Annotated in this window: 14 protein-coding genes; 10 read left to right on the top strand and 4 right to left on the bottom strand. The window is 42.6% G+C overall.

Annotated elements, in window-relative coordinates; all coding sequences use genetic code 11:
* The first annotated feature begins 2 nt into the window (after window positions 1-2).
* From ACE1ET_RS18510 to ACE1ET_RS18465, 10 genes are all read left to right on the top strand, one after another.
* On the top strand, window positions 3-1,082 hold the full coding sequence (locus ACE1ET_RS18510; protein ID WP_375729909.1) for a Gfo/Idh/MocA family protein: 1,080 nt from the start codon (window positions 3-5) through the stop codon (window positions 1,080-1,082).
* A gap of 73 nt (window positions 1,083-1,155) precedes the next feature.
* Window positions 1,156-1,899, top strand: a complete 744-nt coding sequence (locus ACE1ET_RS18505; protein WP_375729908.1) for a phytanoyl-CoA dioxygenase family protein — start codon at window positions 1,156-1,158, stop codon at window positions 1,897-1,899.
* Between the two features lie 24 nt (window positions 1,900-1,923).
* Complete coding sequence (locus ACE1ET_RS18500) at window positions 1,924-3,597, top strand: sodium:solute symporter (RefSeq protein ID WP_375729907.1); 1,674 nt, start codon at window positions 1,924-1,926, stop codon at window positions 3,595-3,597.
* Between the two features lie 14 nt (window positions 3,598-3,611).
* Window positions 3,612-4,514 carry a sugar phosphate isomerase/epimerase family protein gene (locus tag ACE1ET_RS18495; RefSeq protein WP_375729906.1) on the top strand — a complete coding sequence of 301 codons (903 nt, stop codon included), beginning with the start codon at window positions 3,612-3,614 and terminating at the stop codon, window positions 4,512-4,514.
* Between the two features lie 230 nt (window positions 4,515-4,744).
* Window positions 4,745-5,410 carry a DUF3826 domain-containing protein gene (locus ACE1ET_RS18490; RefSeq protein WP_375729905.1) on the top strand — a complete coding sequence of 222 codons (666 nt, stop codon included), beginning with the start codon at window positions 4,745-4,747 and terminating at the stop codon, window positions 5,408-5,410.
* A gap of 20 nt (window positions 5,411-5,430) precedes the next feature.
* Window positions 5,431-6,099 carry a cobalamin B12-binding domain-containing protein gene (locus ACE1ET_RS18485; protein WP_375729904.1) on the top strand — a complete coding sequence of 223 codons (669 nt, stop codon included), beginning with the start codon at window positions 5,431-5,433 and terminating at the stop codon, window positions 6,097-6,099.
* Between the two features lies 1 nt (window position 6,100).
* Entirely contained in the window at window positions 6,101-7,444 is a 1,344-nt protein-coding gene (locus ACE1ET_RS18480) for a uroporphyrinogen decarboxylase family protein (RefSeq protein WP_375729903.1), read from the top strand.
* On the top strand, window positions 7,444-8,340 hold the full coding sequence (locus ACE1ET_RS18475) for a CobW family GTP-binding protein (protein WP_375729902.1): 897 nt from the start codon (window positions 7,444-7,446) through the stop codon (window positions 8,338-8,340). Before ACE1ET_RS18480 ends, ACE1ET_RS18475 begins: the two co-directional genes overlap by 1 nt.
* The gene (locus ACE1ET_RS18470; protein WP_375729901.1) at window positions 8,337-9,029 is read left to right on the top strand and encodes a vitamin B12 dependent-methionine synthase activation domain-containing protein; all 693 of its coding nucleotides are present in this window, start codon (window positions 8,337-8,339) and stop codon (window positions 9,027-9,029) included. Before ACE1ET_RS18475 ends, ACE1ET_RS18470 begins: the two co-directional genes overlap by 4 nt.
* A 69-nt stretch (window positions 9,030-9,098) precedes the next feature.
* A complete protein-coding gene (locus ACE1ET_RS18465) occupies window positions 9,099-10,046 on the top strand; it encodes a glycoside hydrolase family 43 protein (protein ID WP_375729900.1) in 948 nt (315 codons plus the stop codon).
* A gap of 64 nt (window positions 10,047-10,110) precedes the next feature.
* Here the strand turns inward: ACE1ET_RS18465 and ACE1ET_RS18460 are convergent, their stop codons facing one another.
* From ACE1ET_RS18460 to ACE1ET_RS18445, 4 genes are all read right to left on the bottom strand, one after another.
* The gene (locus tag ACE1ET_RS18460) at window positions 10,111-11,817 is read right to left on the bottom strand and encodes a S41 family peptidase (RefSeq protein WP_375729899.1); all 1,707 of its coding nucleotides are present in this window, start codon (window positions 11,815-11,817) and stop codon (window positions 10,111-10,113) included.
* A 278-nt stretch (window positions 11,818-12,095) separates the two neighbouring features.
* Complete coding sequence (locus ACE1ET_RS18455; protein WP_375729898.1) at window positions 12,096-12,548, bottom strand: PaaI family thioesterase; 453 nt, start codon at window positions 12,546-12,548, stop codon at window positions 12,096-12,098.
* 75 nt (window positions 12,549-12,623) lie between these two features.
* Window positions 12,624-16,040: a PA14 domain-containing protein gene (locus ACE1ET_RS18450; RefSeq protein WP_375729897.1), complete on the bottom strand. Its 3,417-nt coding sequence runs from the start codon at window positions 16,038-16,040 to the stop codon at window positions 12,624-12,626.
* 156 nt (window positions 16,041-16,196) lie between these two features.
* Window positions 16,197-17,627, bottom strand: coding sequence for a pectate lyase family protein (locus ACE1ET_RS18445; protein ID WP_375729896.1), 1,431 nt, complete (start codon window positions 17,625-17,627; stop codon window positions 16,197-16,199).
* Between the last annotated feature and the right edge of the window lie 7 nt (window positions 17,628-17,634).

Below are 17,634 nucleotides of genomic sequence, written 5' to 3'. Positions count from 1 at the left end.
GTATGATAACGTTAGGCATTCTGGGACTGGGAGAAGGCAGAAGCACGATTTCTGCAGCGCTGAACAGTAAGAATATCAGGTTAAAAACCATTTGTGATATCAATGAGTCGCTCTGTCAACAACGGGCCAAAGAGTTTGATTTTCATCACTACACTACCGATTTTAACGATATGTTGAACGATCCGGAAATTGACGTGATTGGCATTTATACACCGGATCATTTACATGCAGAACATATTAATCTGGCACTGAGTCACAATAAGCACGTAGTGTGTACCAAGCCTTTGCTGGATGATCTTTCAGTTGCAGTGGATTTGCTTGAATTGAGCCGAAAAACCGGTAAGAAGCTGTTTGTTGGGCAGAGTTCCCGGTTTTTTGAGCCCATGAAAAAGCAGCGGCTCGACTTTGAAAACGGTGAGATCGGTGAACTGATTACAATTGAGGCCAACTACAATGCCGATCACCGGTGGTTCCTGGGGAAAGGCTGGTCGTTGCAGGACAGTTTTAAATGGCTCTTTGGAGGTTTGAGCCATCCGGTGGATTTTATTCGCTGGTACCTGCCGGAGATTGATGAGGTCATGGGCTACGGCATGTTGAGTCCGAATGGTAAAGCCGGCGGACTGAAAAACGAAGATACCATGCATTTTATTTTTAAGGCTATGGATGGTCGCATTGCCAGTGTGAGCGGATCGTATTCGGGTCCGGTTCAACCCTTTATGCGCGAAAGCGAGATGACCTGTATTTTGCGTGGAACTCAGGGATGCAGTCAGGCAGATTACATGGATTTACGCTATACCATCTCGAACAAGGATGGTGAGGACAAACAAATTACCTTTGATCACATGCTGAAATATTACTTCCGGTTTGAAGGAAAATCACATCATGCCGGAGAATATAACAACTACCTGGAGCATTTTGCAGAAAGCATTATTCATGATTTTACAGCCTATCCAGATCTTAAAGAGGGTATCGGCACCATTGTGCTGTTAAAAACAATGGAAAAATCGTTGAAGTCGGGAAAGCCGGAAAAGGTGGCAAATACTATAAAAGAATACGGACTGGAAGACTATTTGAATGGATGAAAAGAAGCGAATAGTAATTCACCAATGATACAGGTTTTCGACAGGGAATTTGTAGGTGCAAAAACGAAATATTATGAAAACACCCATAACAAAAGAACAAATTGAGCAGTACAAACGGGACGGCTTTGTCATATTGCGCAATGTTATTTCACCTGAAATGATTGAAAAAATTCAGGACGAATGTGAACGGTTCATCATGGAGAAAGATGCCGAAATGGATGCCAAAGGCGTGGAAGTGGATGAGATTAACCACAAAGGCAAACGTTATTTTATTGCCATGCGCAGCGGCGATAGTAAGCCGATGCAGGCGTTGATCTTCGGAAACGAAATGGAGCAGATAACCCGCAGTATTTTGGGTGATGATGTTTACCTGTTTCTGGAACAGTATGTGGTAAAAGCTGCAGATAAAGGGATGACCTTTTCCTGGCATCAGGATTCGGGATATGTCAAAGAAAAGCATGAACCTTACCTGTCGTGCTGGATGCCACTGGATGATGTAACTGAGGAGAATGGAACGGTGTATTTGTTGCCATATGATGAGGCCGGTACAAGAACGCGGATCGATCATACCCTGCAGGAAGGCACGAATGACATGGTCGGTTATTTTGGTGATAACCCGGGTATTCCTGCCATTCTGAAAAAGGGAGATATTGCCTTGTTTTCCAGCGTTTGTTTTCACCGCAGCGGATCAAACAAAACCAATAAATCACGCCGGGTATTGTTGATGCAATATTCGAAACAACCCATTAAAAAAGACAATGGCGAGGTGTTGTATATGGCCGAACCTTTTATTGTTGACGGCAAACGAATGAAATAAATCCCAATATAACCACTGATACGCATGGAACAGATTCACGAATTTTTAAAAGCTCCCGATTTTATTATAGTAGGCATTTACCTGCTGGTGCTTGTAGGCATTGGCTATTGGGTTAGTTTTGTAAAAAAGGACAAGACTCAAAAGGAAGAAAACCTGTTTCTGGCAGGGAGGTCGCTGGGTTGGTCCAGCATTGGCCTGACCATGTGGGGAACCAATGTGGGACCGTCCATGCTGATTGCTTCTGCAAGCATCGGTTACACCACGGGAATAGTAGCAGGAAACTTTGGTTGGTATGCTTTTGTGTTTATCTTTCTGCTTGCTGTAGTATTTGCCCCACGTTATCTGGGCGCCAATGTGCAGACTCTTCCTGAATTCATGGGGAAACGGTTCGGGCAGTCCACAAGAACAATATTAGCCTGGTATACGCTGGCGACGATCCTTATTTCCTGGCTGGCACTTACGCTGTTTGCCGGCGGTATTCTGGTGAGCCAGATCCTTAATCTGCCACTCTGGATGTCGGTGATCATTTTGGTAATCATCGCGGCCTTTTTTACCATTGCCGGCGGTTTAAAAGCCATTGCCTACACCAATGTGTTTCAGATGATATTACTGATCGTTGTTTCTCTGGCTTTAACAGTAATCGGCGTGATAAAAGCCGGCGGGCCCATGGAGATTTTTCATGCCACACCGGGTGAATACTGGAACCTGCTTCTGCCACGTGATAATGCCAGCTATCCATGGCTGGCAATCGTGCTGGGCTATCCCGTAATGGGCGTGTGGTTCTGGTGTACGGACCAGTCCATGGTGCAATCCGTACTGGGTGCTAAAAATCTGCAGCAGGGACAGCTTGGTGCTAATTTTACAGGTTGGCTGAAAATTCTGGATGTGGCGCTGTTCATCATACCGGGAATCACCTGTTTTGTATTGTTTCCAAACTTAAGTAATCCGGATGAGGCCTATATGACCATGGTAACACGCCTGTTGCCAACCGGCATGGTGGGCATGGTGATGGCCGTTTTGATTGCGGCGCTCGTCAGTACCATCGATTCTGCTTTGAATTCACTGAGTACTGTTTTTACTATGGATATTTACATTAAAAAATTCAGGCCTGAAGCCTCACAAAAGGAGATTGTAACTATCGGTCGTGTGGTGACGGTAATTGGCGCTGTCATCGCAGTTTTTCTGGCTATTGCTTTTGAAAGCGTCAGCGGACTGAACCTGTTTGATAAGTTCCAGGCCGTACTTGGCTTTATCGCACCGCCTATGTCTGTGGTCTTTTTATTTGGTGTACTCTGGAAAAAGACAACACGGCGGGCTGCGAACTTTACTTTATCTGTAGGAACGGTGATTAGCATTGGTATTGGCATCATTTACATTTTTATTAAGCCGGAATTATTTGAGGGCTTGAATCCAGCTACAAATTCAGAAATTATTAATAAAAGTTTATTATTGCTTATCAACGCGGGGTATAGTATTGTGGCTTATTTGCATTCCGTTCACTTTCTGTTATTGTCATTTTACATTTTTGTGCTTTTGGCAGTTTTAGCTTTTTTAATTACCATGTTGGATCCAAAATCAGAAAGCCAGAATGAACTGGATTACGGAAAGTTGCCCACTCCAACAAAAAAGGTATGGATCATGTGGGGCGCATTGATTTTGGTGATGGTAAGCATGTATATAATTTTTAACGGCCACTGAAACAGATAAATTCAATGATTGAAAAACGTAAAATTGGTATTTGGTTTGCACTGGTTTTGATTGTTGGAATAACAGCGTGTCAACCGGCCCAAAAAGAAACAAAAGAACAACGTTATAAGGTCGGAGTAGTGGATCTGATGATTCTGAAACGTCAGAAACTGAGTGCACTTCCCTTAACTAAAGAACTTGGTGCAGATGGTGTTGAGGTGGATATGGGAGGCCTTGGCAGCCGACCCACGTTTAATAATAAACTGGTTGATCCGTTAATAAGAAAGCAGTACCTTGATACGGCCAGGCAACTGGGTATTGAGATCAGCTCGCTGGCCATGTCAGGCTTTTATGCCCAGTCTTTTCCAACCCGTGAAGGCGCAGTGGAAACTGTTCAGGATTGCATCAATACCATGGTGCTTATGGGCGTTAAAGTAGGATTTCTGCCACTTGGAGTGGAGGGGAATCTGATTCGTTATCCGGAACGTCGGGAAGCCATTGTGGAACGCTTAAAGGAAGTCGGAAAGAAGGCAGAAGCTGCGGGCGTGGTCATTGGCATAGAAACTGCATTGGATGCAAAGGGGGAAGTGGAACTGCTGAGTGATATTGGTTCACCGGCCATTCAGGTTTGTTTTAACTTTTCGAATCCCATTAAAGCAGGTCGGGATGTAAGTGAGGAACTAAGGATTTTAGGAAAGGACCGGATATGTGAAATCCATGCCACCAATAAGGATGGCGTCTTGCTGGAAAACGATCCGCAGGTGGATATGCAAAAAATAAAAGCCACGCTTGACGACATGGGCTGGAGTGGCTGGCTGCTCGTGGAGCGTTCACGGGATGCCAGTAACCCAAGGGATGTGCGAGGCAACTTCGGAGCCAACGTACGGTATCTGAAGTCTGTCTTTCAAAATTACCCCTCGGTCCCCTAAAGGGGAAGAGAGTCATGCGGAGTTCCTTTCTTTGTCCTTGCGTAGCTATAGCAGAGCAAGGTAGGGAATAAAAGGGCAAGTGAAGGATAAATTAATCAGCGATAATTCGCGAAAACATCTGCGATAATCTGCGAGAAAATTAAATGAGGTTCTCGCTGATATACGCAAATCAATTCACCGAGTTACGATGATATTAACGAATTAAGAAAGTAACATAAAAACATATAATGATGAAACAGAAAATTAGTATTTTATTGGTATTGATCTTTGGATTGGGGATGTTTGATTCAACCGCTAATGCAAAAAAACACAAAGATCAGGAATATTGGGGTGTTGTCAGCCAGCGGGCAGAAAAGATCGTTAAAACACTGAATATTAAAGATCAGGAAAAGTTTGACAGGATCAGAGACATGATTGCTCAGCAGTATTACGATCTGAATAAGACCTACGATAAACGTGATGCATCAATTAAAACTATCAAAGAAAGGACGAAGGATGAGGAAAAAGAAGCTGCAAAGATTAGCAAGTTGAGAGTAAAAACGGAGAAAAAGATTGCAAAGTATCACGATGCCTACATAGAAAATCTGTCCGGAGAGTTAACACCTGAACAAGTGGATGCAGTTAAAAACGGGATGACCTACAGCGTACTGGTTCACACTTATAATGGCTATCTCGACATGTTACCTGATTTGACGGAGGATCAGAAGAAATATATTATGGATGCCCTGGTTGAAGCCCGTGAAAAGGCAATGGATGCCGGATCATCGAAAGAGAAGCATGCCTGGTTTGGCAAATATAAAGGCCGGATCAATAATTACCTTTCAAAGGAAGGCTATGATCTGAATAAAGCCAGCAAGGAGTGGCATGAACGCTTGAAAAAAGAACAGGAGAAATAATCACAACATTACGGATAACTATGAATGAATTATTGACAAAACTGGCCGAGTGCGTGGAATTCGGAAAAATAAATAAAACCTCGCCATATCCTCCGCAGATGAAGGATCAGGATGGTGCAGATGAGTTGGCGAAACAGGCCCTCGATGCAGGTATTGGTGCACAGGAGATCTTATCGGATGGGCTTATGCCGGGCATGGAAAAAGTAGGCATAAAGTTTCGTGAGAATAAAATATTTGTACCACAGGTATTGATGTCGGCAAAGGCTATGAGTACAGCCATGGTTCACCTGAAGCCTTATTTTATTTCGGGAGCTGCCAAACAGAAAGGTACATTCATCATTGGCACAGTCCTTGGCGATTTACACGATATTGGTAAAAACCTGGTATCCATGATGGTGGAAGGAAACGGCTACAAAGTAGTGGACATTGGAACAGATGCCAATACAGATAAATTTCTGGCCGCATTGGAAGAAAATCCGGGAGCATTTGTGGGTCTGTCTGCATTGCTGACCACAACCATGGCCAACATGGAACGGATTACAAAAGAGATAAAGGAATCACATCCTGATACATTGATTGCTATTGGTGGTGCGCCTGTAAATGATGACTTTTGCAAAAAGATTGGTGCCGACAATTATTCTCCTGATCCTCAGGCATTGGTAGAGTTTTTAAACAGTAAAGTAGCTTAACATGAACGGATTAAAGTTACTGGAGCAGGCGTTTAAACTCCAGGAGGTAGAACGCATTCCATGGGTGCCTTTTGTGGGTGTTCACGGCGGAAACCTGATCGAAGTGGATGCTGAAGCGTATCTGAAAAGTACGGATCACATTGTGAATGGGATCAGTAAGGCTATTGAATTATATAAACCGGATGGCATTCCTGTGGCTTTCGATTTACAGATAGAAGCTGAGATACTGGGATGTAAACTGGCCTGGAGTAAAGATAATCCGCCTGCTGTGGTTTCACATCCATTGAATGAGGGCGTTGCACTGAGCGATCTGAAGCTTCCGAATGCAACGGATGGCCGTATTCCTGTGGTGTTGGAAGCTGCAAGACAGTTGAAAAGCAAACATCCTGATATGGCTGTATACGGCCTTATTACCGGACCGTTTACCCTGGCCCTGCATCTGTTGGGAACCGATATTTTCATGAAACTTTTTGAAGATCCGTACTATGTGAACGAACTGATGGAATTTTGTGCTCAGGTTGGAATCTGGCATGCTGAACTGCTTATGGAAGCAGGCTGTGACGTGATTGCCGTGGTTGATCCTATGACCAGCCAGATCGATCCTATGTCCTTCGAAACCTTCGTTAGTCCTTTTGCAACGAAAGTATTTGAGGCCATACGGGCAAAGGGAAAATACAGTTCCTTTTTTGTTTGCGGTCACGCACAGCAAAACATTGAAGTAATGTGCGACTGCAAACCGGATAATGTATCCATAGATGAAAATATTCCACTGGATTTTGTAAAGGATATTGCGTTGAAAAAGGGCATTAGCTTTGGTGGCAACATGAAACTGACCAGCGTGCTGTTGCTTGGTGATGAGATGGATTCAAAAAAAGAAGCCGTTACCTGTCTCGATCAGGGCGGGACAAAAGGTTTTATTCTGGCGCCTGGATGTGACCTGCCGATGGATACACCGGTTGAAAATCTTAAGGCTGTCACTGAGGTGGTATATGACGATTATGTCCGCCAGGTGACCCGGGAGATGGAACACAGTTCATCCTTACAGCCTTTGAGTCTGGATGGCCATTTTGTGGATGGTAAAGTCATAGTGGATGTCATCACACTCGATTCGTCATCGTGTGCGCCATGCCAGTATATGGTTGAAGCCGTAAAGCATGCAGCGACTGAGTTTGGTGATAAAGTAGAAGTAATTGAACACAAAATAAAAGACAAGGAAGGCATTCAGATGATGCTGGCGCTGGGTGTGCAAAACGTACCCACAACCTGCATCAACGGGAAGGTGGAATTCATCAGTCAGATTCCGCCTCGAACCGCTATAGTTCAAGCCATAAAGAAACAGTTCTGATGAGCATTCCCCTGCATTTGGTCACCGGATTTCTGGGAAGCGGTAAAACATCGTTTCTTACGCACTACCTGAAAAAGGCCGGTGCAGGCCAGCATATTGCCATCATTCAGAATGAATTTTCACCGGTTAATATTGATGGCCGGCAATTTACACGGCATGGTGAATATAATGTTCTGGAGATCAATAACGGATCGGTGTTTTGTGTGTGTTTACTGGGTTCATTTGTTGGTTCATTGCTTAGATTTATTGAAAAATATAACCCGGATTTACTGTTAATGGAGACCTCCGGACTTTCGGATACCATTGGTGTTGGTCAGATTTTTCAGTCGAAAGAACTGGCGGGAAAAGTATTTCTGGATCATGTGTGGTGTATGGTAGACGCCAAACATTTTGACAAAATTCCTGCTCTTAAGTTGCGTTTGGATCACCAGTTGAGAAGTGCAGATACCATTATTCTGAATAAGGTGGATCTGGTGGAAAACACGGATGAACTGATGGAACAAATCAGGACCATAAATCCCTTTGCAAGAATCATGAAAGGGACCTTTGGACAGATCAGTCTGGATACGCAGAAAAAGGCATTGAACCTGTTTCCGTCGGATCAGAATGAAGCTCTGGGAAGGCCGGATGTTGGTTCGTATGTAATACGGAGTAATCAACCCATTAACAGGGAGAAGTTGACGGCTTTTTTTGACCGGTTCAAAACAGATTGTATGCGGTGTAAGGGCTACGTGAAAATGAATGATGGAAATACGCTTATGATGCAGGGTGTGATGGGAGATTTGAATACAGAACCGATCCGTGACTATAGTGGAAATACCGAGTTTGTAATTATCGGGCATTTCAGGAAAGATGAGAATCTTCAGGTGGTATTTGACGAATATTGTAAAGCATGATAACAGAACGACAGTATACATTTGAGGAACTGGAAATCGACCGGTTATCCATCATAAAAGATTTGGGGTATGATGCCGATTCTTTTTATGAACCATTTCCCACTTATCTGGATCAGGCTCTGGCGGATTGTTTTATGCTGAAGGATATTAAGGGTGCTTTTGTTATTGCTGATGCTCCGGATTTTGAAAGCAGCCGGATATCCGTTGGCATAAACGGTGAAGTATTTAAACTTGGAAAAACCATAAAAAAGGAACTGGAAGGATCAGACAGACTGGCATTTTTTGTATGTACAGCCGGAAAAACGATCAGTCACAAATCGGACAGCCTGCTGAAGGGTGATGATCCGGTTCTGGGGTATATATACGATGTGATTGGCAGTGCCATTGCAGAAGCCGTGGGCGATAAGTTGCAGGAAGAGGTCAGAGCGAGAGTTGAGAGTGATGGTGAGAAGATCACCAACCGCTACAGTCCGGGTTATTGCCACTGGAATGTGAAGGATCAGCATCAGTTGTTTGATCTGTTTGGCGGCACGGTTTGTGGCGTGTCTCTGACACCATCGGCATTAATGATGCCGGTAAAATCAATCAGTGGTGTGTTTGGCATTGGAAGGAATGTGGAGTTTCATGACTACCAGTGCAGTCTGTGTAATCTGGAGAATTGTGTATACAGAGATAAACACAGACGATAATTTATCGAATCATTTAAATATAAAATAAGCTCATATCGTATAATTATTTGAAAATATAAAAGCATTATCATGAAAAACACCGTATTGCTATCGTTTTTATTGCTGCTGATGTTTGCATCATGCAAACCCGAAAAAGAATATTACATGTTCAGCACCTTTCGTGAACCGGCTACCGAAGGACTGTATCTGGCGTATAGCGAGGATGGCTACCACTGGAACGACCTGGGCGGACCATGGTTGAGACCGGAAGTGGGTACCCAGAAGGTCATGCGTGATCCGTCGGTAGTGAAAGGGCCGGATGGTACTTTTCATATGGTGTGGACGTCTTCATGGCGCGGGGATTATGGTTTTGGCTATGCCAGCTCAAAAGACCTGATCAACTGGTCGCCTGAAAAACATATCCTGGTGATGGATTACGATACTTCCACGGTAAATGTATGGGCGCCGGAATTATTTTACGATAGTGACAGTGACCGGTATATTATTGTGTGGGCTTCCACCATTCCATATAAGTTTGAAAAGGGGATAGAGGAGGAGCGCAATAACCACCGCCTGTATTATGTGACCACAAAAGATTTTGAAACGTTTTCCGATACGAAACTGTTTCTTGATCCAGGATTTAGTTGTATTGACGGTACTATTGTAAAACGAGGCAAGGACGATTATGTGCTGGTATTTAAAGATAACACCCGTCCAAACCGGAATATTCTGGTGGGCTTTGCCAAAAATCCACTGGGACCATATTCTGACTTCTCGGAACGCTTTACGGCTTTTAAAACTGAAGGTCCCACTGTGGCTAAAGTAGGCGATAAGTACCTGATCTATTTCGATCAGTACGGTGACTATAAATACGGAGCAGTCAGGACGACCGACTTTAAAACCTTTACCAATATATCAGATCAGGTATCCTTACCCAAAGGCCATAAGCACGGCACTATTTTTAAAGTAAGCCAGAAAGTGCTGGATGGGTTGAAAGGGGAAGTGAAAACGGAGCAATCAGAAGAAACGAAACAATAGAGCCACCGATTTATCACGTCTCTACTACCGTATTATCTCATATTTTTTCTTGTGCTTTATATTGCTAACGTTCTTTTAGTATAAGCTCAATTGCTTTTTCCAGTACTTCATCTCTGCCTTCTCTGATACCTTGTATGGTTGGTTTTACTTCTATATCGGGAACAATACCTACTCCCTGTGTTTCCCTGCCATCAGGATAATACACACCCACCCCGGTAAACATGACTTTAATGCCTCCGGGCATTTTAAGGGATATTACATCTCCATCAGCACCAGCAGTAGTACTGCCAATAATAATTGAATTTTCTGCAACGCTGTATTTCATTGCTATAAACTCTGCATGACTTTGAGTAACTTCATTTACCAGGATTATCTTTTTACCCTTATAGGCATTGGGATTTTCCGAGCCTGCAGTTAGTTCACCCAAGTATTGGAATAAGCCCGGAAATTTGGAATTGCCCATTGTAAACTTGACAAATACTTCAGGCTCTGTATAAAGCAGAGCGTAATCCATATATCCCCCAATCTTATCATATGCCGGATAACATCTTAGATCAATAATTAAACCTTTGGTATTAATGGTTTGAGGTACCACACCTCCGTTGGTACTTCCTAAATACAGGTATCCAATGCTGTCACCAATTGTTTTAAAAAGCGTTTCCTTTCTTTGGAACCTTGATGTAATGTTTACCCGGTTCATAGTGTAACATGAAACGACAGTATTTAATTGTCTTCCGTCGTGTTGATATTCTACATACATTTTTTCCGCATTGGTCCTTAAAATGAAATCTGCAATTCTACGCAACTGTGCTGTATAATTTGATCCGGGAGTATATTTGCATTTTTCGGCAATAATGTTTTCCACAGGTGTTTTGTTTATTGAAAGAATAACATCTCCAACCTGAATAGAATGGTTTGCATTAATTGTGTCACGTACGGCGTAAACACCTGTAACTACAAGTTTCCCCTCAACAAATGAAACCTGATAAGGAGCTATATTTTCTCCTTTCCACTTTTCAATAGTGTTGTTCCATCCCATTCCGGCATGTGTATCATTAAGCTTTGTTATAAGTTCTAAAATAGCCAGCTTATATTCAAGTTCATTTCTTGCATCAATAAACTTAGGAATGAATTCTAAAAGGTCCTTGTGCCAGTTTTCACTGATTAGATATTTGTAAGGATAATAATATTGAATAACATTCCAGAATCGAAATAAAGCAAGAAGGCGGTATTCCGTTACCGGATATGTTGGTTTGTTATACTCTGCTTCACCGCTTATGGTGTTATCGGAATACTGGATAAATTTATCTTTTTTAAAGTTTCTTTTTGCCGTTTTAATTCGTTCAAGTTGATCTGAAAGAGTCCCTAATTCTGTTTTATCTGTTATCCAATCCAGATCAGGATACATTCTTACGCTGTCTGGGTATAATTCCGGCAACGTTTCCTGTTCAAAATCCTCCAGTGAGGCAAGCCATTCAGACAACATCAGATTTCTTTCATCTTTGTTGTGAGATTTCAAAACTTTGGGCATCATGTTTATCAGTTCATCATCCCAGTTATATTTTCCTTCAACAACGGAAGGATGATAATACTTTACGAAACCCCATATCTTGCAAAGTACAGCCAAATTGGAAATATCGGTCGAATTATAATATTTTACCCCTGCAATTTGCCTATATTCATTTTTCTTCTGGATATAGAAATAACCCAGCATTGAAGATAATACGGTAAAAAGAACAAGGATAAAGATGAACCAGTATTTCTTTCTCATTTGAAGTCTCGGCTTTGTAATTACTGTAAACTAAGATATTGATTATTTGTGTATTGTGCAATAAGGTGAGGCTGTCTAAAAAGACAAACAAAAATATTTTGAACTTATAAAATGTTAGCAATCTTTATTTTACCCCTCCAAACTTCTCCGTCAGCTGACGGAAGGCTTTAAGTCCCCTTCAGGGGATTTAGGGGTAATTTTGTAAAAAATACTTACAATCCGTAGTAAAGATAATTCTGATATAATTTTTTGGACAGCCTCATAACATTTCAATAATTTTATTCTTTTAAACGAATCGCAAGCATTTCAGCAGTGGCACAGATTTCTCCATTGGCGGATAAGGTCATATCCACCCATACCTTTCTGCCTTCCATTTTTTTAAGATGCCCTTTTAATTCAAGTTCAGCACCCATCGGTGTCATGGCTTTAAAGTCCACTTTTAAGGAAGCAGTCACGCAACGCACAGGGATGGGCAATTCAAACGGAATACCTTCAGTCTGGCAGATGAAAGCTGCAGCAGAACCGGTGCCGTGGCAGTCCAGTAATGAGGCGACCAATCCACCGTACACACTGCCCGGAATGGCCGTATATTTGGGGTCAGGTGTAAAATGCGCAATTGTTTCATTGCCCACCAGGTAGGTTTTCAGGTGCAATCCCTGTGGATTATTTTTCCCACATCCGTAACAATGGGCAAGGTTTTCCGGGTATAAATCCTGTATGGATTTTGGCATGACTGTAAAGTTTGAGGTAAAAATACAATAATCCGGTAGAATCTATCGGTTCAAAGCCATCAGGTTGGCAGAAGTTTATTCCTTAATAAATCTGAATATTTGTGTTTCTCCATTGTGATCAAACAGTAAAAAATACATGCCGTAAGGCAAGGCTTCAGTACTAATACTTTTACTATAATCTTCCTGTATTTTATCTCCCGTAAGATTGTAAACGGTTAGTACTTCAGGTTGTTCCAGTCCTTCAACGTACAGCCTGTTTTTAACCGGGTTTGGATAGATAAACAACGGTATGGCATTATTTTCCTTCAGACCAACCGTAACATCAGAATATAACTGACTTTGGGGAATTACCTCTTTGGTTTCGTGGGAGCTGCTCCACCACAATTTTATATTGGCACCGCCAGCTTCTTCAAAATAATCCAGTTTAATTGGATATTTCTTCATGGCCTGCAAGGTTATCGTGCCTGTATAGGTAACATCATAATCGTTGATCCATTTATCGATAATCAGCTGATCATTGATCCAGAGCCTCCTGCCGTTATCACTTCTTAAATAAAAGGTGTACTCTTCGGTGTACCTCGGCTGAATATAGCCTGTCCAGCGCACGGAAAAATTGTCATCTCTTATGGGGGATCCCGGATTAGATTCGCCCCAGTCAAAATTGATTTCAGGATCAACCCTGCTGTACCGGAAGGAGTTAAACGCAGGGCCATTGTAATATTCACCTTTTAATCCGTCTCCGGTACCTTCCAGACTTGTGGTTTGTTGCATAACCCACATTCCAAGATCCTGGTTTGTATTGCTGTTCATCCGCACATTTGCTTCAATGTCCCCACTTGCAGCATTGATCACCATGCCACTGTAAACAGAAATAAACTTATAGGTATTATCAGCTGCCGGGACCACAATAAATTTTTGGTTCAGCGATCCGAAATTCTTCCACTGATGCACATTGGCATTTTCAGCAAAACTCGTTTTTGCCACCGTCAGCATAAATTTGCTGTGACGAGCCATAATTTCATAGACGCCATTGCCCAAATGAAAAAACTCAAATACCTGGTTGGTTTTGCTCATTAATTTGTATTGTTGTACCGACGTGTTATAGCCTGTATTGAATTCACCACCAGTCACATCCATGTAGAAGTTACTGCCCTTGTTTTTCAAATAAAAAGCGCCCCTGATATTTGGATCACCGTTTGCCTCTACTTTAATCGATCTGGTTTTATTGTTCCAGTTCGAGGTGTTGTCGCTCATCAATACATCCGAAAGTAAAGAAGCATCTGCGGTGATCATGACGGAATCTCCCTCAAAATTATCTTCAGAGAACAGAGTAGCCTTAAACCCTTCCTTAAGTTTTAACGATGAAATCGTCTCAGCATCCATTCCAAGATCAGCCAGTTGTCCGGCATTGTAAGTACCGATTTTTAGTCCTGCTGAGAATCCTTCCAGGTTAGCGTCATTATACGCAGTAACCAACCCGGCTGTCGGAATCGGATCAGCATACAACTGGGTAAACGGAACCACCTGAACCACCTGTGAATCGCTTTCCCATTCCAGCATACACATCGCATCACCGGAACCTTCTGCATGTTCAATATTGATATTATATTTCTGACCAGCTTCCAGGTTAATATTTCCTGAGTTCGTTGTTTGTCCTTCTGCATCAGTTGCATCAAATAAAACGGAACCATTAATAGTCAGTTTGGCGCTGCCGTCAGTGGTCAGGTAAAAGGTGTAATTATCGGAATATAACGGTTGGATCTGACCGGTCCAGCGAACCGAATAGGTATCCGTACCGACAGAATCAAGCGGTCCCTTAAGTTTCCAGTCGAAATCAATTTTACGGTCTATTTTGGAATGAACCAGATTTTCAAAACCGGCATCTTTGAAATAGGAAGCATTCAATCCGGTTCCTGATCCCATTGGTAAACCTCCCAGGTTTTTCCTGATGAGCCAGACAAACTCATCCGGTGCCACAACCCTGATATTCGGGTTCAGTTTACTGATGACATTGGCTACATCATGTGGATTCATGGTCCATATATGAACCGGAACCAGACTGTAACCCGATTCAGCATGGATATCAGTTGGTTGGTCATTCAAAAGATCGGCCATTCGTTGAGAGATGATTTCCTGAGTTTCTGCACTCCGGTCCTCTGAGTTACCCCAGAACACATAGCGACCGCCAATGCTGGGTTTGCCTTTATACCAGCTGATTTGTCCATGCATGCCCTGGTACTGTTGACCGTACGTATAATAAAACAGGGCATCAATGTTACTTTGTTTCAGGTATTCGGTTGGATCATGGGCGCCGTCATCTGTATCAATCACATTGACAATGCTCATATCAGCTTTTTTCATGAACTTGTTCAGCTGTTCGCAATGGAACGGCTGATTCGGACTCAGGCTCGGAAAGTAGTAGCCCAGACCAGAAGGAGAAGCTATGGCTACATTCCGGCCTTCAGGAGTGGTTTGCAGTCCCTGAACCAGATCGTTGTAAATTAAAGGCGTTAGTTCACACAGGGCAGGAGAGAGCGTCCATCCCAGGTTGATCCTGCTTTGGTTGTCATTTTTCCAGGTCCACAGGTCCCAATATCCTGAACCAACCGGCCATGATATATTGTCACCGTCTGAAATAACAAAACAAACGGTATGTACATTCTCTACTACTTTATATGGATTAATGGGATCTTTCTGTTTTTTTACGGGATCCGGTATATTGGTCAGTGTGGCCAGGTTTTTCAAACCACCTGACGGGATGATCTTAAATGACTTTTCTGACAACTTCGCGACCGAACCATCTTCAGATACCCACCAACCGTAGAACATGGCTCCTTCATTCAAAAAATCGTACACACTGGTTGCCAAAGTTCCGTTGATATCCGAATCGTAAAATCTTATTCCTCCGGTATAGGCCACATAATCTACCAAACCTGTCCAGTCATCAAGTGCCTGAAAGAAGGCCACATCCTTATTAAGAACATCACCGTAATTTGACAGTGCCCAGGCTTCGTCTTTTCCCGTGACATCCAGTTTTTTTGTCAGACCGGCAGCAATGGCTTTTGATTCAAGATTGGTAGGAACGGCTACCGCGTTCAAAATTCCAGACAATGACGCAGCTACATTCGAACTGTGACTCTGGGGATCACACAGAATATAACCATCAAGTTTATCTGCAAGAAAAGCCAGCATGGTCTGCAGGTTGGTACTGTTGATTTTAAAATAAGTGAGATCAGGATAGGCATTTTTTACACTTTCCTCATGAAAATACTGTTGCTGCAGGATCATGGGTTTTGTTCTGGCAAGTACGCCGCTTAACGATCCGACTAAAAACTGCTCAGACGCAGTCATGGATCTGTCAGTTACAAAAAGTGTATCCGGTGCCTGACTGGCGGGGAAAGGACTGCCTTCAACACGGTCTATGGCTTGTCCAAAACTATATGAATTCACGAAAAGCGCTAAAAAACAAATGGTAAAAATTCTGTGCATCATCCTATTTTTATTATCCTGATCAGGCTGTTTATTTACATTCTATTTCAAATACAGTTTGGATCAGGATTTCACTCACTGTAGATTGAAGCCAATTATAAGCGTAAATTGCTTTATGAGTAATTCAAATGGATTATTGCTTAAATGCTTGAATTTTAATTAATGGATAGAATTTAAATAGTGTTCCAACATCGTATAACCATCCGCTGCAACTTTATTTCTGTCATCCGCATTGTTTGGATTCAATCCATGTTTCGTTTCCCACTCGTCAGGCATGCCATCGTGGTCCGAATCAATTGGGGCAGGTAGGCTCTTTAGTTCAGTCCAGCCACCAACATCATCTTGAGAATCGATAATGCCGCAGATTTTAGAAGGATCAACAACTTTCTGATCCTGTTTATATGTATTGCCTTCATAAGTGGCAGTGCCATTGCGGGCATCATTGATTATCCTCGAATCTACTGCATCCCTTTTTGGTAAAATTGCACCGGCGTTATCAAGGACCGAATGATAAGCTTCATCTGCTGTTTGTTGGAGAATAGGCATCGATGGCCATGGTTTTTCCAGTTTAATTTTATTTAAAAATATTTTTGTTTGTACTCCACCGTCCCAATTGTTGGCCGATACCCTGACATTACCCTCAACCATGTTGTCTGAAATGTACCATTTACCAAAATCATCTGTTTCGTTTCTAGCACCAGGATTGGCAATCCGGTAAGACACTTCACCTGGTTGTGTGGCTGGGCCTGGTTTATAATAATTGGCCACTATATTGAATGTTGAAAAATTGAACTTTTCAAGGTCTTGCCCCTTTTGTTGAGCCTCACCACCGTAGCAGCTATTGTAACCCCAGTTATAAATCACATTATTTCTGTAGTCTGTAAATCCTGAACCAGATGCCATGCGCGGATTTCGACTGCTATGATCTGCTAGTAGGTTATGGTGATAGGTGCTGTGGTTTCCTCCCCAGATCCCGCCAAATCCATGGTGCCCTTTTATATGGTTTGAACCATATAGACTTTCAGCAATTAAACACCACTGAATAGTAATGCTGTCGCAATGGTAAACCGACATAGATTCATCAACACTCCAGCTTGCTGAAATATGGTCAAGAATAATGTGTTTGACATATCTGCCGCCAACGGCATCATAGTCTTTACCGGATACATCCCCGGGCCTTACCCGGATATATCTTACAATTACCTGATCGGCACCAATGTTAAGTGGGTGATTTTTAAGGCAAATACCATCCCCCGGGGCGGTTTGACCTGCGATTGTAATATATGGATTCCTGATCGTGACCGGACTTTCAAGTTCGATGTTGCCCGATACCCGAAAAATCACAGTACGCGGTACTGATGCCTCTACTGCTGCACGGAGGCTTCCCGGACCTTTGTCATTCAGGTTTGTTACTTCAATGACTTCGCCACCACGTCCTCCAATCGTGTATTTCCCATATCCCTCAGCGGTTGGAAAAGCCAACAGCATACTTCTCCCCTTTGTGTTGTGGGATGACGGCTTAAAGCAAAGCAATCCAAGTGAAAGAATTAAAAGAAGGATGGGATTCGTAAGGTTAGCTAAATATCTCATTGGATCA

The sequence above is a fragment of the Quyinboa mangrovi genome (assembly GCF_042219825.1).
GTDB lineage: Bacteria > Bacteroidota > Bacteroidia > Bacteroidales > UBA5342 > JBHJHP01.
The sequence above is the reverse complement of the archived record's forward strand: the minus strand, read 5'-3'. Positions and strand labels throughout refer to the sequence as shown.

Excerpts from the sequence above, each read along its gene's own strand:
- ACE1ET_RS18505 (WP_375729908.1), top strand. The coding sequence starts at position 1,156 with ATGAAAACACCCATAACAAAAGAACAAATTGAGCAGTACAAACGGGAC.
- ACE1ET_RS18480 (WP_375729903.1), top strand. The coding sequence starts at position 6,101 with ATGAACGGATTAAAGTTACTGGAGCAGGCGTTTAAACTCCAGGAGGTA.
- ACE1ET_RS18500 (WP_375729907.1), top strand. The coding sequence starts at position 1,924 with ATGGAACAGATTCACGAATTTTTAAAAGCTCCCGATTTTATTATAGTA.
- ACE1ET_RS18490 (WP_375729905.1), top strand. The coding sequence starts at position 4,745 with ATGAAACAGAAAATTAGTATTTTATTGGTATTGATCTTTGGATTGGGG.
- ACE1ET_RS18465 (WP_375729900.1), top strand. The coding sequence starts at position 9,099 with ATGAAAAACACCGTATTGCTATCGTTTTTATTGCTGCTGATGTTTGCA.
- ACE1ET_RS18450 (WP_375729897.1), bottom strand. The coding sequence starts at position 16,040 with ATGATGCACAGAATTTTTACCATTTGTTTTTTAGCGCTTTTCGTGAAT.
- ACE1ET_RS18485 (WP_375729904.1), top strand. The coding sequence starts at position 5,431 with ATGAATGAATTATTGACAAAACTGGCCGAGTGCGTGGAATTCGGAAAA.
- ACE1ET_RS18475 (WP_375729902.1), top strand. The coding sequence starts at position 7,444 with ATGAGCATTCCCCTGCATTTGGTCACCGGATTTCTGGGAAGCGGTAAA.
- ACE1ET_RS18445 (WP_375729896.1), bottom strand. The coding sequence starts at position 17,627 with ATGAGATATTTAGCTAACCTTACGAATCCCATCCTTCTTTTAATTCTT.
- ACE1ET_RS18510 (WP_375729909.1), top strand. The coding sequence starts at position 3 with ATGATAACGTTAGGCATTCTGGGACTGGGAGAAGGCAGAAGCACGATT.
- ACE1ET_RS18495 (WP_375729906.1), top strand. The coding sequence starts at position 3,612 with ATGATTGAAAAACGTAAAATTGGTATTTGGTTTGCACTGGTTTTGATT.
- ACE1ET_RS18460 (WP_375729899.1), bottom strand. The coding sequence starts at position 11,817 with ATGAGAAAGAAATACTGGTTCATCTTTATCCTTGTTCTTTTTACCGTA.
- ACE1ET_RS18470 (WP_375729901.1), top strand. The coding sequence starts at position 8,337 with ATGATAACAGAACGACAGTATACATTTGAGGAACTGGAAATCGACCGG.
- ACE1ET_RS18455 (WP_375729898.1), bottom strand. The coding sequence starts at position 12,548 with ATGCCAAAATCCATACAGGATTTATACCCGGAAAACCTTGCCCATTGT.